At 62.7% G+C, this 19,766-nt stretch carries 16 protein-coding genes; 12 read left to right on the top strand and 4 right to left on the bottom strand.

Translation table 11 applies throughout. From position 1 onward, the window contains the following. Positions 1–32: 32 nt before the first annotated feature. Positions 33–551 (top strand): MarR family winged helix-turn-helix transcriptional regulator, encoded by a 519-nt coding sequence (locus ACSQ84_RS13215; RefSeq protein WP_436212083.1) that lies wholly within the window; start codon positions 33–35, stop codon positions 549–551. Beyond that, a complete protein-coding gene (locus tag ACSQ84_RS13220; protein ID WP_436212084.1) occupies positions 548–1,624 on the top strand; it encodes an HlyD family secretion protein in 1,077 nt (358 codons plus the stop codon). Before ACSQ84_RS13215 ends, ACSQ84_RS13220 begins: the two co-directional genes overlap by 4 nt. 28 nt (positions 1,625–1,652) lie before the next feature. On the opposite strand, the gene ACSQ84_RS13225 is transcribed toward ACSQ84_RS13220, so the two are convergent. Further along, the gene (locus ACSQ84_RS13225; protein WP_436212085.1) at positions 1,653–2,639 is read right to left on the bottom strand and encodes a DUF808 domain-containing protein; all 987 of its coding nucleotides are present in this window, start codon (positions 2,637–2,639) and stop codon (positions 1,653–1,655) included. Positions 2,640–3,228: 589 nt separating this feature from the next. Between ACSQ84_RS13225 and ACSQ84_RS13230 the strand changes: the two genes are divergently transcribed. The 4 genes from ACSQ84_RS13230 to ACSQ84_RS13245 all read left to right on the top strand — a co-directional run bounded on the left by ACSQ84_RS13230 (position 3,229) and on the right by ACSQ84_RS13245 (position 7,286). After that, a complete protein-coding gene (locus ACSQ84_RS13230; protein WP_436212086.1) occupies positions 3,229–4,530 on the top strand; it encodes a PQQ-dependent sugar dehydrogenase in 1,302 nt (433 codons plus the stop codon). Positions 4,531–4,770: 240 nt separating this feature from the next. Continuing rightward, on the top strand, positions 4,771–5,436 hold the full coding sequence (locus ACSQ84_RS13235) for a hypothetical protein (RefSeq protein WP_436212087.1): 666 nt from the start codon (positions 4,771–4,773) through the stop codon (positions 5,434–5,436). A 121-nt stretch (positions 5,437–5,557) separates the two neighbouring features. Continuing rightward, positions 5,558–5,740 (top strand): hypothetical protein, encoded by a 183-nt coding sequence (locus tag ACSQ84_RS13240; RefSeq protein ID WP_436212088.1) that lies wholly within the window; start codon positions 5,558–5,560, stop codon positions 5,738–5,740. A 262-nt stretch (positions 5,741–6,002) separates the two neighbouring features. Then, positions 6,003–7,286, top strand: a complete 1,284-nt coding sequence (locus tag ACSQ84_RS13245; protein WP_436212089.1) for a cystathionine gamma-synthase family protein — start codon at positions 6,003–6,005, stop codon at positions 7,284–7,286. A 253-nt stretch (positions 7,287–7,539) separates the two neighbouring features. Here ACSQ84_RS13245 and ACSQ84_RS13250 read toward each other — a convergent pair whose 3' ends face one another. Next, entirely contained in the window at positions 7,540–8,355 is an 816-nt protein-coding gene (locus ACSQ84_RS13250; protein ID WP_436212090.1) for a class I SAM-dependent methyltransferase, read from the bottom strand. A 105-nt stretch (positions 8,356–8,460) separates the two neighbouring features. Between ACSQ84_RS13250 and ACSQ84_RS13255 the strand changes: the two genes are divergently transcribed. The 3 genes from ACSQ84_RS13255 to ACSQ84_RS13265 all read left to right on the top strand — a co-directional run bounded on the left by ACSQ84_RS13255 (position 8,461) and on the right by ACSQ84_RS13265 (position 11,686). Beyond that, positions 8,461–10,128: a sulfatase-like hydrolase/transferase gene (locus ACSQ84_RS13255; RefSeq protein WP_436212091.1), complete on the top strand. Its 1,668-nt coding sequence runs from the start codon at positions 8,461–8,463 to the stop codon at positions 10,126–10,128. Positions 10,129–10,205: 77 nt separating this feature from the next. Further along, positions 10,206–11,459 (top strand): hypothetical protein, encoded by a 1,254-nt coding sequence (locus ACSQ84_RS13260; RefSeq protein WP_436212092.1) that lies wholly within the window; start codon positions 10,206–10,208, stop codon positions 11,457–11,459. Beyond that, positions 11,429–11,686, top strand: a complete 258-nt coding sequence (locus ACSQ84_RS13265) for a hypothetical protein (RefSeq protein ID WP_436212093.1) — start codon at positions 11,429–11,431, stop codon at positions 11,684–11,686. Before ACSQ84_RS13260 ends, ACSQ84_RS13265 begins: the two co-directional genes overlap by 31 nt. A gap of 212 nt (positions 11,687–11,898) precedes the next feature. On the opposite strand, the gene ACSQ84_RS13270 is transcribed toward ACSQ84_RS13265, so the two are convergent. After that, positions 11,899–12,177 carry a hypothetical protein gene (locus tag ACSQ84_RS13270; protein WP_436212094.1) on the bottom strand — a complete coding sequence of 93 codons (279 nt, stop codon included), beginning with the start codon at positions 12,175–12,177 and terminating at the stop codon, positions 11,899–11,901. A gap of 140 nt (positions 12,178–12,317) precedes the next feature. After that, the gene (locus ACSQ84_RS13275; protein WP_436212095.1) at positions 12,318–15,671 is read right to left on the bottom strand and encodes an AAA family ATPase; all 3,354 of its coding nucleotides are present in this window, start codon (positions 15,669–15,671) and stop codon (positions 12,318–12,320) included. Between the two features lie 252 nt (positions 15,672–15,923). On the opposite strand from ACSQ84_RS13275, the gene ACSQ84_RS13280 reads away from it, so the two are divergent. From ACSQ84_RS13280 to glgA, 3 genes are all read left to right on the top strand, one after another. Continuing rightward, complete coding sequence (locus ACSQ84_RS13280; RefSeq protein ID WP_436212096.1) at positions 15,924–16,793, top strand: NAD(P)-dependent oxidoreductase; 870 nt, start codon at positions 15,924–15,926, stop codon at positions 16,791–16,793. Between the two features lie 229 nt (positions 16,794–17,022). After that, positions 17,023–18,288: a glucose-1-phosphate adenylyltransferase gene (gene glgC, locus ACSQ84_RS13285; protein ID WP_436212097.1), complete on the top strand. Its 1,266-nt coding sequence runs from the start codon at positions 17,023–17,025 to the stop codon at positions 18,286–18,288. Continuing rightward, positions 18,285–19,745: a glycogen synthase GlgA gene (gene glgA / locus ACSQ84_RS13290; RefSeq protein WP_436212098.1), complete on the top strand. Its 1,461-nt coding sequence runs from the start codon at positions 18,285–18,287 to the stop codon at positions 19,743–19,745. The genes glgC and glgA overlap by 4 nt, the downstream gene beginning before the upstream one ends. The last annotated feature ends 21 nt before the right edge of the window (positions 19,746–19,766 follow it).

The following is a 19,766-nucleotide window of genomic DNA, read 5'->3' on the forward strand; positions in this document are numbered from 1 at the left end:
CTTACTAATTTCAGGGCGGCTACAACAGCGCCATGCCAAATACCGACGAATATATTGGGGTTGTGATTTCGGACGTTGCCCGCCTGTTGCGGACCGAGTTCGATCGCCGCGTGCGCCGCCTCGGCATCACGCGGGCGCAATGGCTGGTGTTGACCCGCCTGCACCGGCGCCCCGGCGCCTCGCATTCCGAACTGGCCGAGATGATGGAGGTCGAGAAGGCCACCGCCGGCCGCATGATCGACCGGCTGGTGGCCAATGGCTGGGTCGAACGCCGTACCCAGCCTGACGACCGCCGCGTCAAACGCGTGTACCTGACCAGGGAGGCCGAGAAGGTCCACAAGCGCATCTGGCGGGTGGCCGAAAACACGGTCGATGCCGGGCTCGCCGATCTCGCCGGGGCAGAACGCAAGCAGTTGATGACTTTGCTGCAGCGCATCAAGAAAACCCTGGTGTCGGCGGATGACGGCGAGGCCGCGCGAACCAATGGAGCGGCGACTCCGAGAAAGCGAGCTTCCGGGGTGGCCCGGCTCAACGGCAGGGCCGCGCCATGACCAAACGGATGAAGCGATTGGCGCTCATCGGTGTGCCCGGGCTGGTCCTGGTGGGCGCGCTGATGTTCTGGCTGCAGGGCGGCCGCCACATCTCGACCGAGAACGCCTTCGTCAAGGCGGATATCGCCCAGATCGCCAGCGAGGTTCAGGGGCGCATCATCGAGTTGCGGATCCGCGACCATTCGGCCGTCGCCGCCGGCGACGTGCTGCTTCGCCTCGACCCGGCGCCCTATCGGTTGGTGCTGGCCAAGGCCGAAGCCGAAATCGATTCCGCGCGCGCCGCCGTCGAGCAGCTCAAGGCCAGCCTGCGAGAGATCCGGGCCGAAACCCGCGAGGCGGAGAACAAGCTGACGTATCTTCAGACCCTGGCCAGGCGCCAGCGTGAGCTGTCCGGGCGCGGCGTGACCTCGGCGGCGAAGCTCGAACAATCCAACAGCGAGGAGCAGGAAGGCGAGGACCGCGTCGCCGTGCTGCACCAGCGCATCGCGCGCGTCGAAGCTGCGCTGGGCGGCAAGCCCGACCGGCCGACGGATCAATTCGCGGCGGTGCGCGAAAAGCTGGCGGTGCGGGACCGCGCGGCGCTCGACCTTGCCTATACCGAGATCAAGGCGCCGAAGGCCGGTGTGGTCGTCAATTTCAAGCTGCAGCTCGGCGAGCAGGTCAGGGCGCAGACGCCGCTGTTCGCGCTGGTCACCGACCGCAGGCCGTGGCTGGAGGCCAATTTCAAGGAGACCGATCTGACCCATGTGACGGTGGGGCAGAAGGCCAAGGTCGTGCTCGACATGCATCCCGACGTCACCTGGGACGCCGTGGTGGAAAGCATCAGCCCGGCGACCGGCGCGGAGTTCGCGATCCTGCCGGCGCAAAACGCCTCCGGCAATTGGGTGAAGGTGGTGCAGCGCCTGCCGGTGCGGCTGCAGCTGGTTGCACGGCCCGGCGAACCGGCGTTGCGCGCTGGCATGACCGCCCATGTCAGCATCGATACGCGGCGCGCCCGCAGCCTCGCAAGGCTGCTCGGCGGCGGACCTGCGGTGGCGGCGAACCCCGCGCCGCAGGAAACCAAGGCGGAATAGTTTTCAGGCCATCTCTATTCCGAAGCCTTCAGCCCGGCAGAAGCCCCTTTACTCGCTTCCACGCCGGCGCCACGGCATATCCGATGATCGGGATCGAGGCCGCGCCGACCACCAGTCCAATGACCCCCGATATAGCGGCCTCGACGATCCATTTGAGCGCGCCGGCGATCGATGGAAGGGCATGGGCCGCCGCGTCGGTCGCGGCATGGACGGCATGACCGATGGACGGCGGGCCGTAGGCCTCCACGCCATGCAATACGATGCCGCCGCCGACCCAGATCATCGCGGCGGTACCGACGGCGCTGAGAATTGTCAGGAAGACGGGCATGCCTCGAACCAGGGCGTGTCCCAGGCCGCGGCCGACACTGGCGATGGCCGAGACATTGTCGTTTCGCGCCAGCGCGACGCCGGCGTCGTCGGCCTTCACGATCAGCGCCACCACGCCATACACCGCGACCGTGATCCCGATCCCGACCACCGCCAGCACGATGGCCTGCATCAAGATGGTTCCGGCGGGCAGCGCCGCCAGCGTAATCGCCATGATCTCGGCCGAGAGGATGAAGTCGGTCTTGATGGCGCTCGCGACCTTCTGATCTTCGAGCGTCTGCGCCTGCAACGCCACCGTGCCGAGTTCGGCCTCATGCTGGTGCGCGTGATGGGGCAGGACGGCTTCGTACAGCTTTTCAACGCCTTCGTAGCAGAGGTAGGCCCCGCCGAACATCAATAGCGGCGTGATCGCAGCGGGTAGGAAGTAGCTGAGCGCCAGCGCAACGGGAAGCAGGATCAGTAGTTTGTTGCGAAGCGATCCCGCCGCGATCTTGCCCACGATCGGCAGTTCGCGCTTGGCCGCAAATCCGATCACATAGCCTGGCGTCACCGCGGTATCATCGATGACGACGCCTGCCGCCTTTACCCCCGCCCTGGCGGCCTGGCTGGCGACATCGTCGAGGGAGGCCGCTGCCGCCTTTGCGATCGCCGCGATATCGTCGAGAAGGGCGATCAGTCCGACGCTCATCGATAAATCCCGTTGGTTATTCGCGGGTTCCTCGCCGAGCGTGACCCTCCGCAGATTGAGCTTTGATAGCGGATCGGCTTTTACAGCATCGGGCGGACTTTCACGATCTGCTTTTTCGACGCAATTGTGAATCGATTTGCATCATTTTCTCCTGTCGGGCTTTTTTTGCGTCCAATTGCGCTCTGAAATGCCAAAGCAAGCAAGAATGTATGATGAATAGATACAACTGGAGCGAGTTTAAGAGTTAAGAACAATTGAATCGCTCCGTCGCCTGAGCGCAGGCGTAAGAAAGCGGAGCTGCGGCAACGCGCCCCGGGAGACATCGTTGACGCGTGCGATATGTCGCCCTATATATAGCGGTATCGTTCTCAGCACTTGGGTTGAAAGGGGCCATCGGCCCCTTTCGCTTTTTCAGGCCTTTGTTTTCAGGCCGAAATTGCCGCGCTGCAATTTTCGGCCGGTAGGTCGCAAGAGCGCGCATGGTCGCTATGCGGCATCCCCAAACCTCAGGAAGCAAACAAGGCGGAATGTCGCTTCCGTCGCGCGCGCGGTTTTGCTCTAGTGTGCGCGCGATCAACTGGGGAATAACATGAGCCTTTCTGCAATTTTTGCGCGCATCGTCGCGCTGATCGGTGCTGGTGCGCTGTTTTGGCGCAGATTGCAGGGCGCGGCACCTGCGCCGGCCTGGGGCAGCGCGCCTGTGGTGCCGGAGGCGAAGCCGCAAGGCGCCATTCCGACGCTCAAGATGCCGTCGGCCAGGGGCTGGGACGAAGGGCACAAGCCGACGGCCGCGCCCGGGCTCAAGGTCAATGCGTTTGCGACCGGCCTGCAACATCCGCGCTGGATCAACGTGCTGCCCAATGGCGACGTCCTGATCGCCGAGTCGAACCAAATCGCAGGTCCGATCCGGAGCGTGTTCAGCTACGCGATGCAGGCGACGATGCGACGTGCCCACGCCCTTGGCGTCAGCGCGAACCGCATCACGCGGTTGCGCGATGCCGATGGCGACGGCGTTGCCGAACAGCGCGGAATTTTCATGGAGGGGCTGAGCCAGCCGTTCGGCATGGCGCTGCTCGGCGACACCTTCTATGTCGGCAATACCGATGGCGTGGTGGCATTCCCCTATGCGGCGAACGCCGCAAGCATCAGCGCACCCGGGCGCAAACTCGTCACCTTCAAGCCGGGCGGGCACTGGACGCGGAGCCTGCTGGCAAGCCCCGATGGCAAGAAGCTCTATGCCGGCGTCGGTTCGCAGAGCAACATCGCCGAGAGCGGCATGGAAGTGGAAGAGGGCCGGGCGGCGATCTATGAGCTTGATCTCGCCAGCGGTTCCAGCCGCATCTTTGCCGGCGGCCTGCGCAACGCGGTCGGCATGGCGTGGGAGCCGCAGACCGGCGTGCTCTGGACGGTGGTCAACGAGCGCGACGGCCTCGGCGACGAGACGCCTCCGGACTATCTGACCTCGGTGCGCGATGGCGGCTTCTACGGCTGGCCCTATTGCTACTGGGGGCAGACGGTGGACGACCGGGTGCCACAGGACCCGGCCCTGGTCGCCAAGGCGATCACGCCGGACTATGCGCTGGGCGGTCATACCGCTTCGCTGGGTTTATGTTGGATGCCGGCCGGGACGCTCCCGGGCTTTCCCGACGGCATGGTGATCGGGCAGCACGGTTCCTGGAACCGCAGCACGCTGAGCGGCTACAAGGTCGTGTTCGTGCCGTTCGTGAACGGACGCCCGTCCGGACCGGCGCGGGATATCCTGTCGGGGTTTCTCGCACCCGACGAGCGCGAATCCTATGGCCGGCCGGTCGGCGTGACCCTCGGGCCCGACGGCTCGCTGCTGGTGGCGGACGATGTCGGCGATGTGATCTGGCGCGTCACCGGCGCGTAGCTACGCGGCCCACGACTCCCGTATCGCAGCACGAAAGCGCCGGCCTGACGCCGGTTGCGGCGCTAATCTTGTGTTGCGCGGCTTGCCGGAAGCGTCGAGAATTAGTGTCGATGTTTATCAACTAAGTGCGGCTGTGTTCACAGAGAAGGCCAGTTAGTGCGCGTTGCTGGGTGGATATTGCTGATTGCCGGGGCTGTCCTTTGCGCCACGCTGGTATGGGCCGCGCTTGGATTCCTGCTGATGGGCGTTGGCCTGCTGTCACTCCTGGTGGCGGAGAATAATCGAAAGCGGGCAAGCGCTGCCGCCCAGAGCGGCGAGCGGGCGGACGAACCCATGGCGGCGGCTCCAGCGGTCCCGGAGCCGAAACCGGCAAGGGCTCACGAAGCGTCTTCCTACGATCGGCAGGCATGGCGGCGGCTTGTCGAAAGCGATGCCGATCTCGCGCGGGTCACCTCTGTCCTGGCCGACTACGGACAGCAATATGTGGACGAACTGGCCGGGGAGTATTTGGCGGAGACCGACAAGGACAGGCTTCCTGCCATCGTCGACGGGATCGTTGCAAGAGCCAGCAAGGGCGTCGCGCCGCGACGCCATGCGGCTGTTGATACCACGCTGCCCGATTCAACTGGCGGAAGCTCGAACGCAGGGGCCCATCGGCCGGATCGGCAACCCAAGCTGTTGCCGGAGGAGACATTAAAACTCTCCGAAAAATTGCCTGCTTCCGCGCCCCGGCCGGTCGAACCGGCCAAACAAGAAACGATTGGCGCATCCGTCGAGCTGCCGATCGCACCGGAGTCTGCAACGGACGTCGGTGATCGCAACAAGACGATCATCAGCGCGGACGAGGAACTCACCGCCATGCTCGGCAGATTGGCTCCGGACGCGGCCACGCCAAGCAAGAGTTGAGCGCTGCCGCGGTTCAGCCATCACATTGCCGGGATCGGCCGGCCGATCTTGCATTAGCCATACTTCGACCACGAGCGGCTGGCTTGATTTGTGCACGCCCGAGGCAATACGGGAGTTCGCAATGAAGCGGGACATCGGCGTGATAAGCGGCGCGACACTCGCGATTGGCGTGATCATGTGGGCATTCGTAGGTAATCCGGAAAGCGCGGGCCGGAGCCGGACCAGCGTGGCCCACAAGATGGATGTTGCGCCGGAATTGAAGCATGTGTCCGAGGACAGCCCCTATATGCGGTCCGAGCGCTGAGCAAGCTGCTGGCCAGGCCTGCGACGAAGCGGCGATGCCGGTTTTCCTCACCGGTATTGCCAGACCATCTGCAACGCGGCTCGCGCGGCGACGTGGTCGCCCGACCCGGAAACTGTTTCATGCGCGGTGAAATCAGCCCCGGATGTTGCTAGGCTGCTCCTCGTAGCGTTGACCCCGAGTCGTTGGATGCCGTCGCATCCACCGCGTCGTCTTTGCGGGCGACCCGGGGCAACGTCTCTGAATTCAGCCAGCGAGGCACGCCATGGTGAAACCGTTTCCGTCCAAGACGCATATCGGCAACCACATGCTGCATCCGGAAACGCTGATGCTGAATTACGGCTACGATCCGCAACTGTCGGAAGGCGCCGTCAAGCCACCGGTGTTTCTGACCTCGACCTTCGTGTTCAGGACCGCTGAAGACGGTCAGGATTATTTCGATTTCGTCTCGGGCCGGCGCGAGCCACCCGAGGGAATGGGCGCAGGGCTGGTTTATTCGCGGTTCAATCATCCCAACAGCGAGATCGTCGAGGATCGGCTCGCGGTCTACGAGCGTACCGAGAAGTGCGCGCTGTTCTCGTCGGGCATGTCGGCGATTTCGACCGCGATCCTGGCCTTTGTCCGCCCCGGCGACGTCATTCTCCATTCGCAGCCGCTCTATGGCGGGACGGAAACCCTGTTCACCAAGACGCTGGCGGGCCTCTCGATCGGCGCGGTGGGCTTCGCCGACGGCATCGACGAAGCCGCCGCCCAGCTGGCGGCGGAAGACGCCATGCGCAAGGGACGGGTTTCGATGATTTTCATCGAGACCCCGGCCAACCCCACCAACGGCCTGGTCGACATCGCGATGATCCGCCGCGTCGCCGATAACATCGGCGAGGCGCAGGATCACACGCCGATCGTCGCGTGCGACAATACATTGCTCGGGCCGGTGTTTCAGCGGCCGATCGAACACGGCGCGGACCTGTCATTGTATTCGCTGACCAAATATATCGGCGGCCATTCCGACCTGATCGCGGGCGCGGCGCTCGGCTCGAAAGCCCTGATGAAGGACATCAAGGCGTTGCGCGGTGCCATCGGCACCCAGCTCGACCCGCATTCCTGCTGGATGCTTTCCAGGTCGCTCGAGACCTTGAGCATCCGCATGGAAAAGGCCGATGCAAACGCACGGCTCGTGGCGGATTTTCTGCGCGACCACGCCAAGGTGGCGCACGTCCATTACCTCGGCCACCATGATGCGAATTCGCCGGCCGGGCGTCTATTCGCCGGGCAATGCACCGGCGCCGGTTCGACCTTCTCGTTCGACATTGTCGGCGGCCAGGCCGCCGCCTTCAAATTCCTCAACGCGCTGCAAATCTTCAAACTGGCGGTGAGCCTCGGCGGCACCGAGTCGCTGGCCAGCCTGCCGGCCAGCATGACCCATTCCGGCGTCGCCGCCGACATCCGCCAGAAAATCGGCGTGCTCGACTCCACGATCCGGCTGTCGATCGGCATCGAGCATCCGTCCGACCTGATCGCGGATATCGCGCAGGCCTTGAACGCGGCGTAGCTGTATGGTTGGCGTGATGCTTGCCTTGCTTTGGGTATACCAATTGTTCCTTCGGCCATTATGCTCAAGCCATGCCTCCGACTTGCGGTCTTTCGCCGGCACAGTGGTGAGGCTGTCTTCTCGGAAGCGAGCCTCCGCGATGAGCTTGAAACGGCCGGCGCAGATCAGCAGGTGGAATCAACGGCTGATCTTGCCTGCACGGTTCTTTCGATGGTCCGTGCGAAAGCAGTCTTCGACCTAGGCTGCTCCCGTTTCACGAACCTTTTCTGGCTCTCACCGAATACGACAACGGCATCCGCGGCGCGCCATCGGCAAGCCGCCACAGCCTTTCCGACGCAGGCACCAGGCTTGGCAGGCCGCGCCAGGGCAACACTTCGTGCTCCCTGAACATCGTAATCGTCAGGCCGGCATCGATCAGTCCGCCGAGCACGGCCGAGAGCGAGTGGATCCACTCGCGGGTGGATTGATGCGACATGATCGTGGGGTCGCCGGTGTAGGTGGTCTCGTTTGCGAACGGCAGCGGCCGGTCGGCAGGCGTTTGAAAATCGTAGGTGGGCACAAGCCTGCCGGCGGTCTCTTCCATCGCCAAGAAGCTTGGATGCGCGTCCGCGAAATACAGTTCGCCGCCCGGTGCCAGCACGGAGGCGATGACCTTTGCCCAGTCCTTCATATCGGGCAGCCAGCAAATGGCGCCCCAGGTGGTGAAGACAAGATCGAACGGGCCCGGCGTCAGGACGGGAGCCTGATCGACGGTCCCCTCGACGAAGTCGGCCTTCAGGCCGGTCTCTTCGGACAGGCGCCGTGCCACATCCAGCGCGGCCGGGGAAAAATCCAGCCCGGTCGCAATCGCGCCGCGCCGAACCAGGCACAATGTGTCCCGGCCAATATGGCACTGCAGATGCAGCACGCGCTTTCCGGCGATGTCGCCGAGTTCTGCCGCTTCGATCGCGTGCAGCGCATCCTCGCCGGCCCTGAACCGCTCGAGCATATAGTCACCGGTGGTGTCGCGCGCATGAATGGCCGCGCGCTCGTCCCAGTTCCGGCGGTTGATGTCGACGGGATCGGTCATGTCTGCTCCATCGCCTGCCCTTAGCAGGTTTCAACGTCCTGCGCGAATGTCCGCTTCGCTGTCGTGGACGCCGATTCATTCCTCTGGCATCTTATCGATATGTCATTGGCCCTGATCATCCTGATCGCTCTCGTCGTTCTCTGGCTTGCGGAACGCAGCGTTGAGCACCTTACACTGGCCGTCGCCGCGCTGTGTTTGTGCACTGCGCTGCTGCTGTTCGTCGTTGCTGATCTGGAAAGAGCGATGCTGCTGTCTTCCATCCTGGCGGCGGGCATTTTCGGAGCGTCGAAGGTCAAATACGATCACAGCGGGATCAAGCTCACGGCAACGGATCTGCCGCTGGCGTTTGCCGGAACGGTTCCGTTTTTGTTGGCACAGTATCCGCTCGCGCTGACGGCAGCTTTCGCCGGAAGCCTCGCGCTCATGGTGGCCGCGGTCGCAACCGTGCTCTACGTGCGCGGGCCGCCTGTATCCTTGGAATTCCAGGTCCTCTTTTTCGGCCTTGCCTCTATTGGCCTGTTGGCCGCCTACAGGGCAAGCGGCGGGCCGGTACCGTTCCAGCGCGGTGCGGCGCTGCGCCGGTGTTTTCTTTCCAGCTTCATTGCATCCCTGCTCAACCCGCTTGCCTGGCGGCCGTTCGGCGGGCTCGCTCTGAGCGATATCGCCAACGACCCGCTGCCGCTGATGGCGGCCGTTCCGGCGCGCCGCCCCGATTATCCCGACATTATCGTCATCCAGCACGAGTCGATCTTCGATCCGCGCATATTTGGTCTTCCGGTCGAGCCGGTTGTCGAAGAGTTCCTGTCACCGGAAAACGGTCTCCACGGCAGCCTTAACGTGGATATTTTTGGCGGCGGATCATGGCAATCGGAATTCAGCCTGCTGACGGGCCTTTCAAGCGCGAGCTTCGGTTCAAACGCCTATTTTCTCTTCAAACGAGGCGCCGGCCGCTTCCATAGCAGTCTGCCAAAGACGCTCGCGGCGCTCGGATACAGAACGATGCTGACCTCGAGCTGCCGTCGCAGCTTTCTCAACTACGACAGGTTCTACCGTTCAATAGGCATCGACCAGCGTCTCTTTACGGATGATTTTGATCCGCCCTTCGACGTCAAACGATTCGAAGCGACAAATTCCGATGCATTGTTTCTCGGTGCCGCACTCGATGCTCACATGAAAGGCATTGCTGACGATGCGTCGCCGCGCTTCTTATACGCACTGACCAACTTCAACCACGGCCCGCACAACCGAAACCTGGTTGCGCCCAACCACTTTGAAAGCGAGCGCGCGTTTGCTGCCGCAAGCCTTCCCGACGCACATTATGCCGAGTATTACGCGCGGCTCGTCGAGACCGCTGTGACCTGGAAGAAACTCAAATCCGAGCTTTCCGCTCGTTTTCCCAACCGTCCGACACTCATTGTGCATTATGGAGATCATCAACCCGTCATGACGCGGCGGATCGAGAGAAAACTCGACCTCGAGCAAGACGCGAGACGGCAGTTCCGCACGTTCTACGCCATCGAAACCTTGAACGACTTCGCCGATCGAATTCCTTGCGGACGCGGCCGCGAACTGGATATCGCCTTTCTTGGGACGGTAGCTTTGCAGCACGCCGGTCTGCCGCTTGATGAAATCTTCGCGACGCGCGCGAGCCTGCTCGAACATTGCGGCGGAGCCTACTTCGCATCATCGTCGGAGCGGAAGCGCCGGTTTCACCGTACCCTGGTTGATCTGGGCGTGATCGACGTGGCACCAACCGCGCGATATCAACGCTAAACCATTCCCTCGGGAGGCTGACGACGCTTCGTGCCGCGTACGAGCCTCGCTTCGCTTGTCGCTGTGGGATATGGCCCATGGTTGGTTGCTTCAGCAAGATTTGTTGCATATCTTCGAGAAGTTCATCGTTAGCTTCCTTTCGGGCCAGATCATATTTAAGCGATACGGAGAAATTGGTGGCTGCGCGATTGCTGTTTACGAGCGCGGGTAACGGTTCGAGCAACAATTTGGCCCGCAGCATCCGGGCCGGGGCCGGCACTTCCTTTATCGTGGGCTGCAACGACGACCAGTTCTCCCTGAAGAAGTCCGACGCCGACAAGAATTACCTCGTCCCGCCTGCCGATCACCCGGAATGGAGCGAGGTGCTGCGCTGGATCATGAAGACCGAACGCCTGCATCTCATTATTCCGACCGTCGATGCCGATGTTGAGAGCTTGTCGCGCGCGCGGAAGTGTTTTAGCGAGTATCTGTTCCTGCCGGGCGAAGCCGTGCTGAGTGTTTCCCGCGACAAGTACCGTCTCATTTCACTGCTGCGCCGCAACGGCATCGACGCTCCCGAAACCTATCCGGTGCGGGACCTGAAGCAGATCACCAGAATCTTCCAGCAGCTCAAAGGCGGCCGGCCATTGTGGTGCCGGGTCCGGAGCGGGGCCGGCGCGCTCGGCGCGCTGCCGGTCCAGACGCCCGAGCAGGCACGGAGCTGGATCCGGTACTGGAAGGAGATGCGCGGCGTGCCGGTCGCGGCGTTTGTGCTGTCGGAGTATCTGCCGGGCCGGGATTTCGGCTGCCAAAGCGTCTGGAAGGACGGCGAGCTGATCCTCATCAAGACCTACGAACGGCTTTCCTATCTCGGCATGGGCAGCCAGCCGGCGCGGGTCTCCTCCGTGGCGGCCCTCGCCAAGACGGTCTTCGAACCCAAAGTCGTCGATACCTGCGTGCGGGCCATCAAGCTGCTCGATGCGAGGGCGTCGGGCGTTTTCAGTGTGGATCTCAAGGAGGACGTGCGCGGCATTCCCTGCATCACGGAAATCGGCATCGGCAGGTTTACGTCTTCGACCAACATTTTCGATCTGGTCGGCAAGCACAACATGGCGAGGACTTTCGTCCAGCTGGCGCGCGGCCAGAAGGTCAGGATCGAAGACAGCTACGAGGCCACGCCGGACTGGTACATGATGAGAGATCTCGATGGCGCGCCGCGCATCTTCCAAGCCTCCCAATTCGCTGATAACATTCAAAGCACTTGGCAAGGGGCAGCCTCGGGTCGGGGCCGCTTGGCAACAACGGGAAGGGGCAAAAGCGGATGGCGTACATTCAAGTCAACAAGAAGGTAAGCACGACAGGGCGCACCTATATTCGGGTCGCGGTCACGCCCAAGAGCGCTGAGGGCAAGTCGATGCTTCGTCAGTTCGTGGCGGGAGTGAAGGACTTTGAGACAAAGTGGAAAGCCACCGCGGCCGCAAAAAAGGATCGCCTTGCAAGAGAAGCAAGAGCCAAGAAGCGCGCTGCCAAGAAAGCCGGCAAGAAAACCGGCAAGAAGAAAGCCGCCAGGAAGAAGTAACGCTGCCGAGATCCGGGATCCAGTCGTCACCGCGATCGCGTTCGATGGAGGCCTCGACAGCCATGAGCTCGAGGCCCTTCAGCTCGAACTGCGCGCGCTCGCGCACGCGTGCGGGCTGGAGGTCACCGCCCTGGAAGTTGCGGCGCCAGAAACCAAGGCTGCTGCCAAGCGCGGCTAGGGCATGACGCGTTCAGGCCGAACCGAAGGCGCCTTTAAGCCACCAGCGCTTGAAGCTCTACCGCCTGTTCGCGGCTATGCACGGCAATAGCGGTGTGGCTGTAGAGGGCATTCGACTGAAGGGTAGCGAGTCGGTCCAGCAAACTGCCGCCCTTGACGACGTGCAAGCCCATTCCCTCATCCGAGGGAAAGATACCCAAGACGACATCATAGGCCGCGACCACATCCCGCAATGCGGCGGCCGGGTCGTTTGAATGTTCAATGAATGCGCGAACGTCCGCTGCGAGATCGCGCAGCTCGTCAAAATTTTCCAAAGCGATACTCCAACGCAACCAACTGCCCGAATCTTGAATGCAGAAGGTTACCGAACCATCAACAAATCCCCGGTGAGTGAGCTTTGCGCTGGACTGGCAGGATATGGCGCCTTCCTTGGGCTCTTCTCTTCGATCTCGGACTAGGACAATGAATCAAGCTGCGACCGCGCTTGTTCGGCCCAGAATTGCATACCAAGCTCCTGAAACAGGACTGCGGCCATGGTGAGGTGCTGCTCGGCGCTTCCGCTCTGGCCGGCCGATCTGTAGCGTTTTCCGAGCCCGAGGTGACATTGAGCCGCCAGGGGGCGCAGGTCGAACGCCTCGGCCTTTCGCAGCGCCTGGAGAAAGTTTGTCTCGCTCTCGTCAATCGGGGAGGGGTCACCCAGTCCGAGCTCGGCCAGCAGCCGGAGTGCGTGGGCCTCATAGCCGTACTCGCCCTGTTTGCGGGCAAGAACGAGCGCCCGTCTGGCGGTCCGTTCGGCGTCGGCGGTGCGGGAGCTGCGAAGATAGGCTTCACCGAGGCGGACCAAAATCATGGCGTGGCCGCCGAAGCGATGCATGGCGCTTCCCTCACGTTCGGTCTCCTCCAGCAACGCGATCGCCTCGTCGGTGCGATCGGCCAGGCAATAGGCGTGTCCGAGCGACACGCCGATCAGTGGAAGCACCAACGGCAGAGTCCATGCGCGGGCAAGCGTGAGACCCTGCTCGAGGACGTCAATGCCTTGCGACACTTCGCCCTGAAGTGCGAGCACGGTGCCCTTGCAGTAGTAGGAAAAGGCCAGGCTATAGACCTGGTTTGCCGTTTCGGCGATTTCCACGGCCTCCTTGGCAGAGCGCGCGGCACGCTCAAACTCGCCGAGTTCGGCCAGCGAACACGCCAGATAGCCGCGCATGAAAACGCCAAGGACCCCCGTCGTGCCCATCATCTCGGTGGCGATATCGCCGCGAAGGCGCTCGACAGCCGCGTCCAGTATTTCCGAGGCGCGATGATGATTGCCCCTTGCGGCACACAGCGCCGCGAAGTGGCCGCTCACCACCATCCGAAGCGGCAGTTCGTCCAGTTCTTCCGCAATGGCCATGGCGCGTTCGCCGGCTTCCGTGGCGGGATCGAGTTCGCCCATCAACCGATAGTACTGGCACAGGAACGATGAAGCCTGGCCAAGCCGTCGCTTGTCGCCGAGCTGAGTGGCCTGGACTTGCACCTTCTGGAGGTGATCCAGGCATCGCTCGAGGTGACCCAGGGGATGCAGGGAGTTTCGCAGGTCAAACCTGATGTCGATGGAGAGTTCGATATTCTCCCTGGTTTCGGGCACCTTCTCGAGGATGGAGAGGGCCTGTTCGAACCAGACCCGCCCGTTCTCGAGCGCCGAACGCGACAGCGCTTTCTGCCCGGCCTGCCGCAGGTATCGAACGGCTTTCTCCAGCAGCTCACCACGAACCGCATGCTGTGCCAGGCGCTCGATGTGTTCGCCGAGCCGATCCCGGTACAAGGTCTCGATCGCATTGACCAGCCGCGCATGGAGCGAGCTCCGCCGCGCCCGTAGCAGTCCGTTGTAGGTCACTTCGTGCGTGAGCGCATGGGTGAACGAGTATTCGACGTCTGGATAAAGTCCGGTCTCAAAGAGAAACTCGGCCGTCTGCAGGTGTTCGAGCGCATGATTGAGTGCTTCTTCGGTAAAGTCGGCCATTGGTCGAAGCACCGCCAACGGAATCTCGCGGCCCACGACCGAAGCGATCTGCAGCAGATTCTTATCGCTGGGGAGTAGCCGATCGATGCGCGCCGCCAGGATGGCCTGTACCGTGGGCGGAACCTGAATATTTCCAATCGGACGCATCAGGCAATAATGACCTCGTTCTCCCGACAAGGCCTGTATCTCGACCAGGGCACGGACGGTCTCCTCGAGAAAAAACGGATTGCCGCCGCGTCCGATGAGCAGCTGCTTGAGCGGATCAAGTTCGGGATCCCGGCCAAGCAGCACTTCCAGCAGATCATGGGCGTCATGGGTCGGCAGCGCGCTTAGCCGGACCTGACGGTAGTTTGGCCTGCTGCCCCAGATGTCCTGGTAGCCGGGACGATAGGTGACCAATAGCAGCAGGCGAGCCGAGCCCAGATCGCCCGCCAGGGCGTCGAGCAGGGCTTGCGTCTCGTTGTCTACCCAGTGCAGGTCTTCGAAGATCAGAAGAACCGGCTGCTTGCGAGCGGCCTCCAGTATCAGACCCCTTACGGCATCGAGATAACGCCGCCGGCGCTGCGCTGGATCGAGCGTGTGCCAGCCGGCGTCATCGACGGGGATGTCGAGCAGGGCCAATAGCGCTGATAGCGTCGGTTCGAGCCCTTCGTCGAGCGCGAGTGTTTTCTCGACCACCTTGCGGCGTATTTCGGGCTGCTCGTCGCGGTCCTGGATCGCAAAGTAGCTCTTGAGCAGCGCGACCACGGGCAGGTAACTCGTCGCTCTTCCGAGCGAGATCGCCGTGGTCTCGAGCACCAGCCAGCCAAGCAGCCGATGCGAGTGGGTGAACTCGTAAAGCAGACGCGATTTGCCAACGCCGGCCTCGCCGATGACGGCCACCAATTGGCCCGTCCCCGTGGCCACCGGCTGCTGTGCACGGCGGAGCTGATCCAGTTCGCTCTCGCGGCCAACGAACTGGGTCAGGCCCCGAATGGTGGCTGCCTGCAAACGGGTGCGCGCGGGGCCCGCGCCAACGAGTTCATAGACCTCCTCGGGCTCGGCAAGCCCCTTGATCGGTACTGGACCGAGAGACTGCGCGGTGATGTATCCTTCCGCCAAACGGACGGTCTTCGCTGTCGTCAGGATCGAGCCGGGCCGCGCCATCTGCTCCATGCGGGCCGCCAGATGCGCGGTCTCGCCGACGACGGTGTATTCCATATCGAGGTCTTTGCTGATGGCGCAGACGACGATTTCTCCCGAGTTGATTCCGACCCGGATTTTGAGCGGCTGTTCGGCGCGGTCCGCCAGTTCGGCGGCGGATTCCTGTATCATCAGCGCGGCGTAGCAAGCGCGCACCGCATGATCCTCGTGGGCCAATGGCGCGCCAAAGATCGCCATGATCCCATCACCCAGAAGCCTGTTGACCGTACCCTCATAGTAGTGGACGGCCTCAATCATCTGCTCGAGCACGGGATTGAGGATCGCCTGCGCGCTCTCGGGGTCCCGGCCGTATATCAGCTCCAACGAACCCGTGATATCGGCGAACACCACGCTCACCTGCTTTCGCTCGCCCTCGACTTCGGTTCTGGCGTTGAGGATTCTTTCGGCGAGGTGGCGGGGGGTCTGCGGTCTCAGCGCCATGGAGCGCGAAGACAAAAAGGTAGGCGCGCTCCGGCCGGTCGGGCGACCGCAATCCGAGCAAAACTTCGCCGTCGGTGAAATCTGGTTGCCGCAATTCGCGCAAACAGGTGCCAGAGCCGAAGCGCATTCCTCGCAGAACTTCGCCCCCGCGCTGTTTTCGTGCTGGCAACCCGGGCAGATCATCTAAGCTTCCAGGAAAAATCGGGTAAACGAAAAAACGGGCAAGCGAAGGTAGCGTCCGGCACCACTGGCAACAAGTCAGTATTTCGGGCATCGCTCGACTGGCACGCGTCGGCTTTGTGACAAAAGGTCGTCTCGCAAGAATTCGGATTTGACCCGGCCCGCGAACCGCCGCCAATGGTATGATTCCCGCGATTGCCAGGGAATCGCTGAGCGAACTGGTTGTTGGCAGTGAACCGGCAGACTCGAGGTAACATGGACCGGACAGTGGGTATCATTGGACTGGGCATCATGGGGGGCGCCATCGCCCGCAACCTCGTCGAGCGCGGCTGGCATGTCGTCGGCTTCGACACCGAGCCGGCGCGCAACAGCGAGCTTGCGCTTGCCGGCGTGACCATCGTCGATGGTGTAGGTGCTGTCGCCGCCCGGGCATCGACGATCATGACAAGCCTGTCCAGCGCCGCGGCCGCCCATGCCGTCGCGACGGAGATTGCCTTGGGCACTCAAGGCGAGCGCATCGTCGTCGAACTCAGTACGTTCACGATCGCTGACAAGGCGCGTTTCAGGGACATCCTCGAGCCTGCAGGTCATATTGCGCTCGATTGTCCGCTCAGCGGGACCGGTGCCCAGGCCGCGATTCGCGACCTCGTCGTCTATGCCAGCGGCGATAAAGCCGCGATCGCGCGGTGTGCCGGCTTGTTTGCCGACTTTGCCACGCAGAGTGCCGATCTCGGCGCTTACGGCAATGGCAGCCGAATGAAGTTTGTCGCCAATCACCTGGTCGCCATTCACAACGTCGCCGCGGCGGAAGCGATGCTGCTCGCCGAACGGGCCGGCCTCGATTTGACTCGGGTGATCGAGATGATCGCTCCCGGCGCGGGCGGTTCGCGGATGTTTCAGATGCGCGCCCCGATGATGGCACGCCGCAGCTATGAACCGGCGACGATGCGGATCTCGACCTGGAAAAAGGACATGGCCATTATCGCGGAGTTCGCCAGCGAACTCTGCTGCGAAACGCCGCTCTTTACGATGACGCAGCCGGTTTACGCCAAGGCCATGGCGATGGGACTGGGGGATCAGGATACGGCCGCCGTGTTCGAAGTGTTGAAGGCAAACGGCGCGTAACGGGTCTTCCCCGAACGTTCTCCCGCCGCGCCAGCAGCAGCCATTGGGTCCGGCGGAACAGCGAAGCACCGACTTCCGCGGAAGGAACAAATTTCAGAACTCAACCGTTCTACATGCCACTTTCCGATCAGCCATTCGTCCCGCTACTATCGGCCAGTGGCCCTCGATCCTGCCTTCCGGACAAGAGAAGGTGTCGTGGGCATGCGTTGTGGGTCCAGGGAGGACAAAAATGGCCACGATCGTCAACGAACCGCTGTCACGCCATGCGCTCGCCTTCGTTCTTGCGGGCGGTCGTGGCAGCCGGCTGATGGAGCTTACCGACAGGCGGGCCAAGCCGGCGGTCTATTTCGGCGGAAAATCCCGCATCATCGATTTTGCCCTCTCCAACGCGGTGAACTCCGGAATTCGCCGGATAGCGGTTGCAACCCAGTACAAGGCCCACAGCCTGATCAGGCATCTGCAAATGGGCTGGAATTTCTTTCGTCCGGAGCGCAACGAGAGTTTCGACATCCTGCCGGCGAGCCAGCGCGTCTCGGAGACCAACTGGTACCTCGGAACGGCTGACGCGGTTTATCAGAACATCGACATCATCGAATCGCACGATGCCAGATTCATCGTGCTGCTCGCCGGAGATCACATCTACAAGATGGACTATGAACGCATGCTCAAGCAGCACGTCGAGCAGCGCGCCGACGTCACCATCGGCTGCCTCGAGACGCCGCGCGCAGAGTCGAGCGGCTTCGGGATCATCGACGTCGATGACGAGGGTATCGTCAAATCCTTCCTCGAGAAGCCGGCCGATCCGCCGCCAATGCCCGGCAAGCCCGACACGTCGCTGGCCAGCATGGGGATCTATGTCTTCGATTCGAAATTCCTGTTCGACGAATTGCGGCGTGACGCGAACGACCCGAATTCGAGCCACGATTTCGGCAAGGACGTGATCCCCTACCTCGTCAAGAACGGCCGGGCGGTGGCGCACCAGTTCTCCACCTCCTGCGTCAGGTCCTCCGACGACGATCCACGGGCCTACTGGCGGGACGTCGGCACCGTGGATGCCTATTGGGCCGCCAACATCGACCTCACCGACGCCGCGCCCGAGCTCGATATTTACGACCGCGCATGGCCGATCTGGACCCATGCCGAGATCTCGCCGCCCGCCAAATTCGTTCACGACGAGCAGGATCGGCGCGGGCAGGCGGTGACGTCGCTGGTCTCCGGAGGCTGCATCATATCCGGCGCCACACTGCGGCGCTCCCTGCTGTTCACCGGGGTTCACGTCAATTCCTATGCCAGCATGGAAAATGCCGTCGTCATGCCTTACGTGAATGTGGGCCGGCATGCGCGGCTGAGGAATGTCGTGATCGATCGCGGCGTTCGCATCCCGGAAGGCCTCGTGGTCGGCGAGGATTCCGAACTCGATGCGAAACGGTTTCGAACCACGGCGCAAGGCATCACGCTCATCACGCAGCCGATGCTCGACAGGCTCGGTGCATGACGCAGGTTCGCGTTCTTGCGGTCGTCTCTGAAATCTATCCGATCGTCAAGACCGGCGGCCTTGCCGACGTCGTCGGCGCTCTTCCGATCGCCTTGCGCGCGGACGGCATCGAAACGCGAACCCTGGTGCCGGGATATCCCGATGTCATCAAGGCGCTCGTGGTCGCGGAGGAGCTCCTCCATGTGCCGGATTTTTTTGGCGGACCGGCCCGCCTGCTCGGCGGCTCGCATGGCAGCCTCGATCTGTTCGTGCTCGACGCGCCGCATCTCTATGCGCGGCCCGGCAATCCTTACGTCACGCCCGATGGCATTGATTGGCCGGATAACGGCATGCGCTTTGCCGCGCTTTCGAAGATGGCGGCCGAAATCGGCCAGGGCGCCATTCCGTCCTTCGTGCCTGACGTGCTGCATGCCCATGACTGGCAGGCCGGCCTCGCGCCTGCCTATTTGCACCTTACCCATCGGCCCCGGCCCGCCACCGTAATGACGGTTCACAATCTGGCCTACCAGGGCCGGTTTCCGCATCACATGCTCGCTGCGTTCGGCTTGCCGCCCGAATCTTTTTCGATTCACGGCGTCGAATATTATGGTGCGATCAGCTTCCTGAAAGCGGGCCTGCAATTTGCCGATCGCATCACCACGGTTTCGCCGACCTATGCGCGCGAGATTCAGACGGATGAGGGCGGCATGGGGCTGGGCGGGTTGCTGCGCGAACGATCCCAGGTCCTGAGCGGCATCCTCAACGGCATTGATATCTCGGTCTGGGACCCCGAGATCGACCCTGACATCGCCGCGCGTTTCAGCGCGACGGAGCCGGCGCCGCGTGCGGTGAATAAATTGGCGCTGCAGCGCCGGCTTGGACTTGATCCGTCGCCAAACGCCCTGCTGCTCGGCGTGGTGAGCCGCCTGTCCTGGCAGAAGGGACTGGATATCCTGCTCGAGAACGTCCCGACCATCCTCGGTGAAGGGATGCAGTTGGCCTTGCTCGGGAGCGGAGATGCGGATCTCCAGCAGGGTTATCAGGCCGCCGCCAAAGCGCACGCCGGGCGGATCGCGGTTGTGATCGGCTACGACGAAGCGCTCGCCCATCTCATTCAGGCCGGTGCCGACGCCCTCGCGGTACCGTCGCGCTTCGAACCATGCGGTTTGACCCAGCTTTGCGCCTTGCGATACGGCGCTGTCCCGATCGTATCGCAGGTCGGCGGCCTTGCCGATACCGTCATGGACGCAGGGGAGGCCGGCACCGCCGGTGGTGTTGCAACCGGCTTCACGTTTGGGCCAGTCACGGCCGAAGCGCTCGATGGCGCCCTGCGCCGCGCCAATATCCTGTGGCAGGACCGGCCAGCCTGGCGAAGCTTGCAGACCAATGGCATGTCGACCGACGTATCATGGCGCAATCGGGCGAGCCGCTACGCCGCCCTGTATCGCGACGTCGTCGCGGGCCGCCGGAATCAATAAACACCCCGGTTTGCTGAGCTG

This window comes from Bradyrhizobium sp. LjRoot220, assembly GCF_964252915.1.
GTDB lineage: Bacteria > Pseudomonadota > Alphaproteobacteria > Rhizobiales > Xanthobacteraceae > Bradyrhizobium.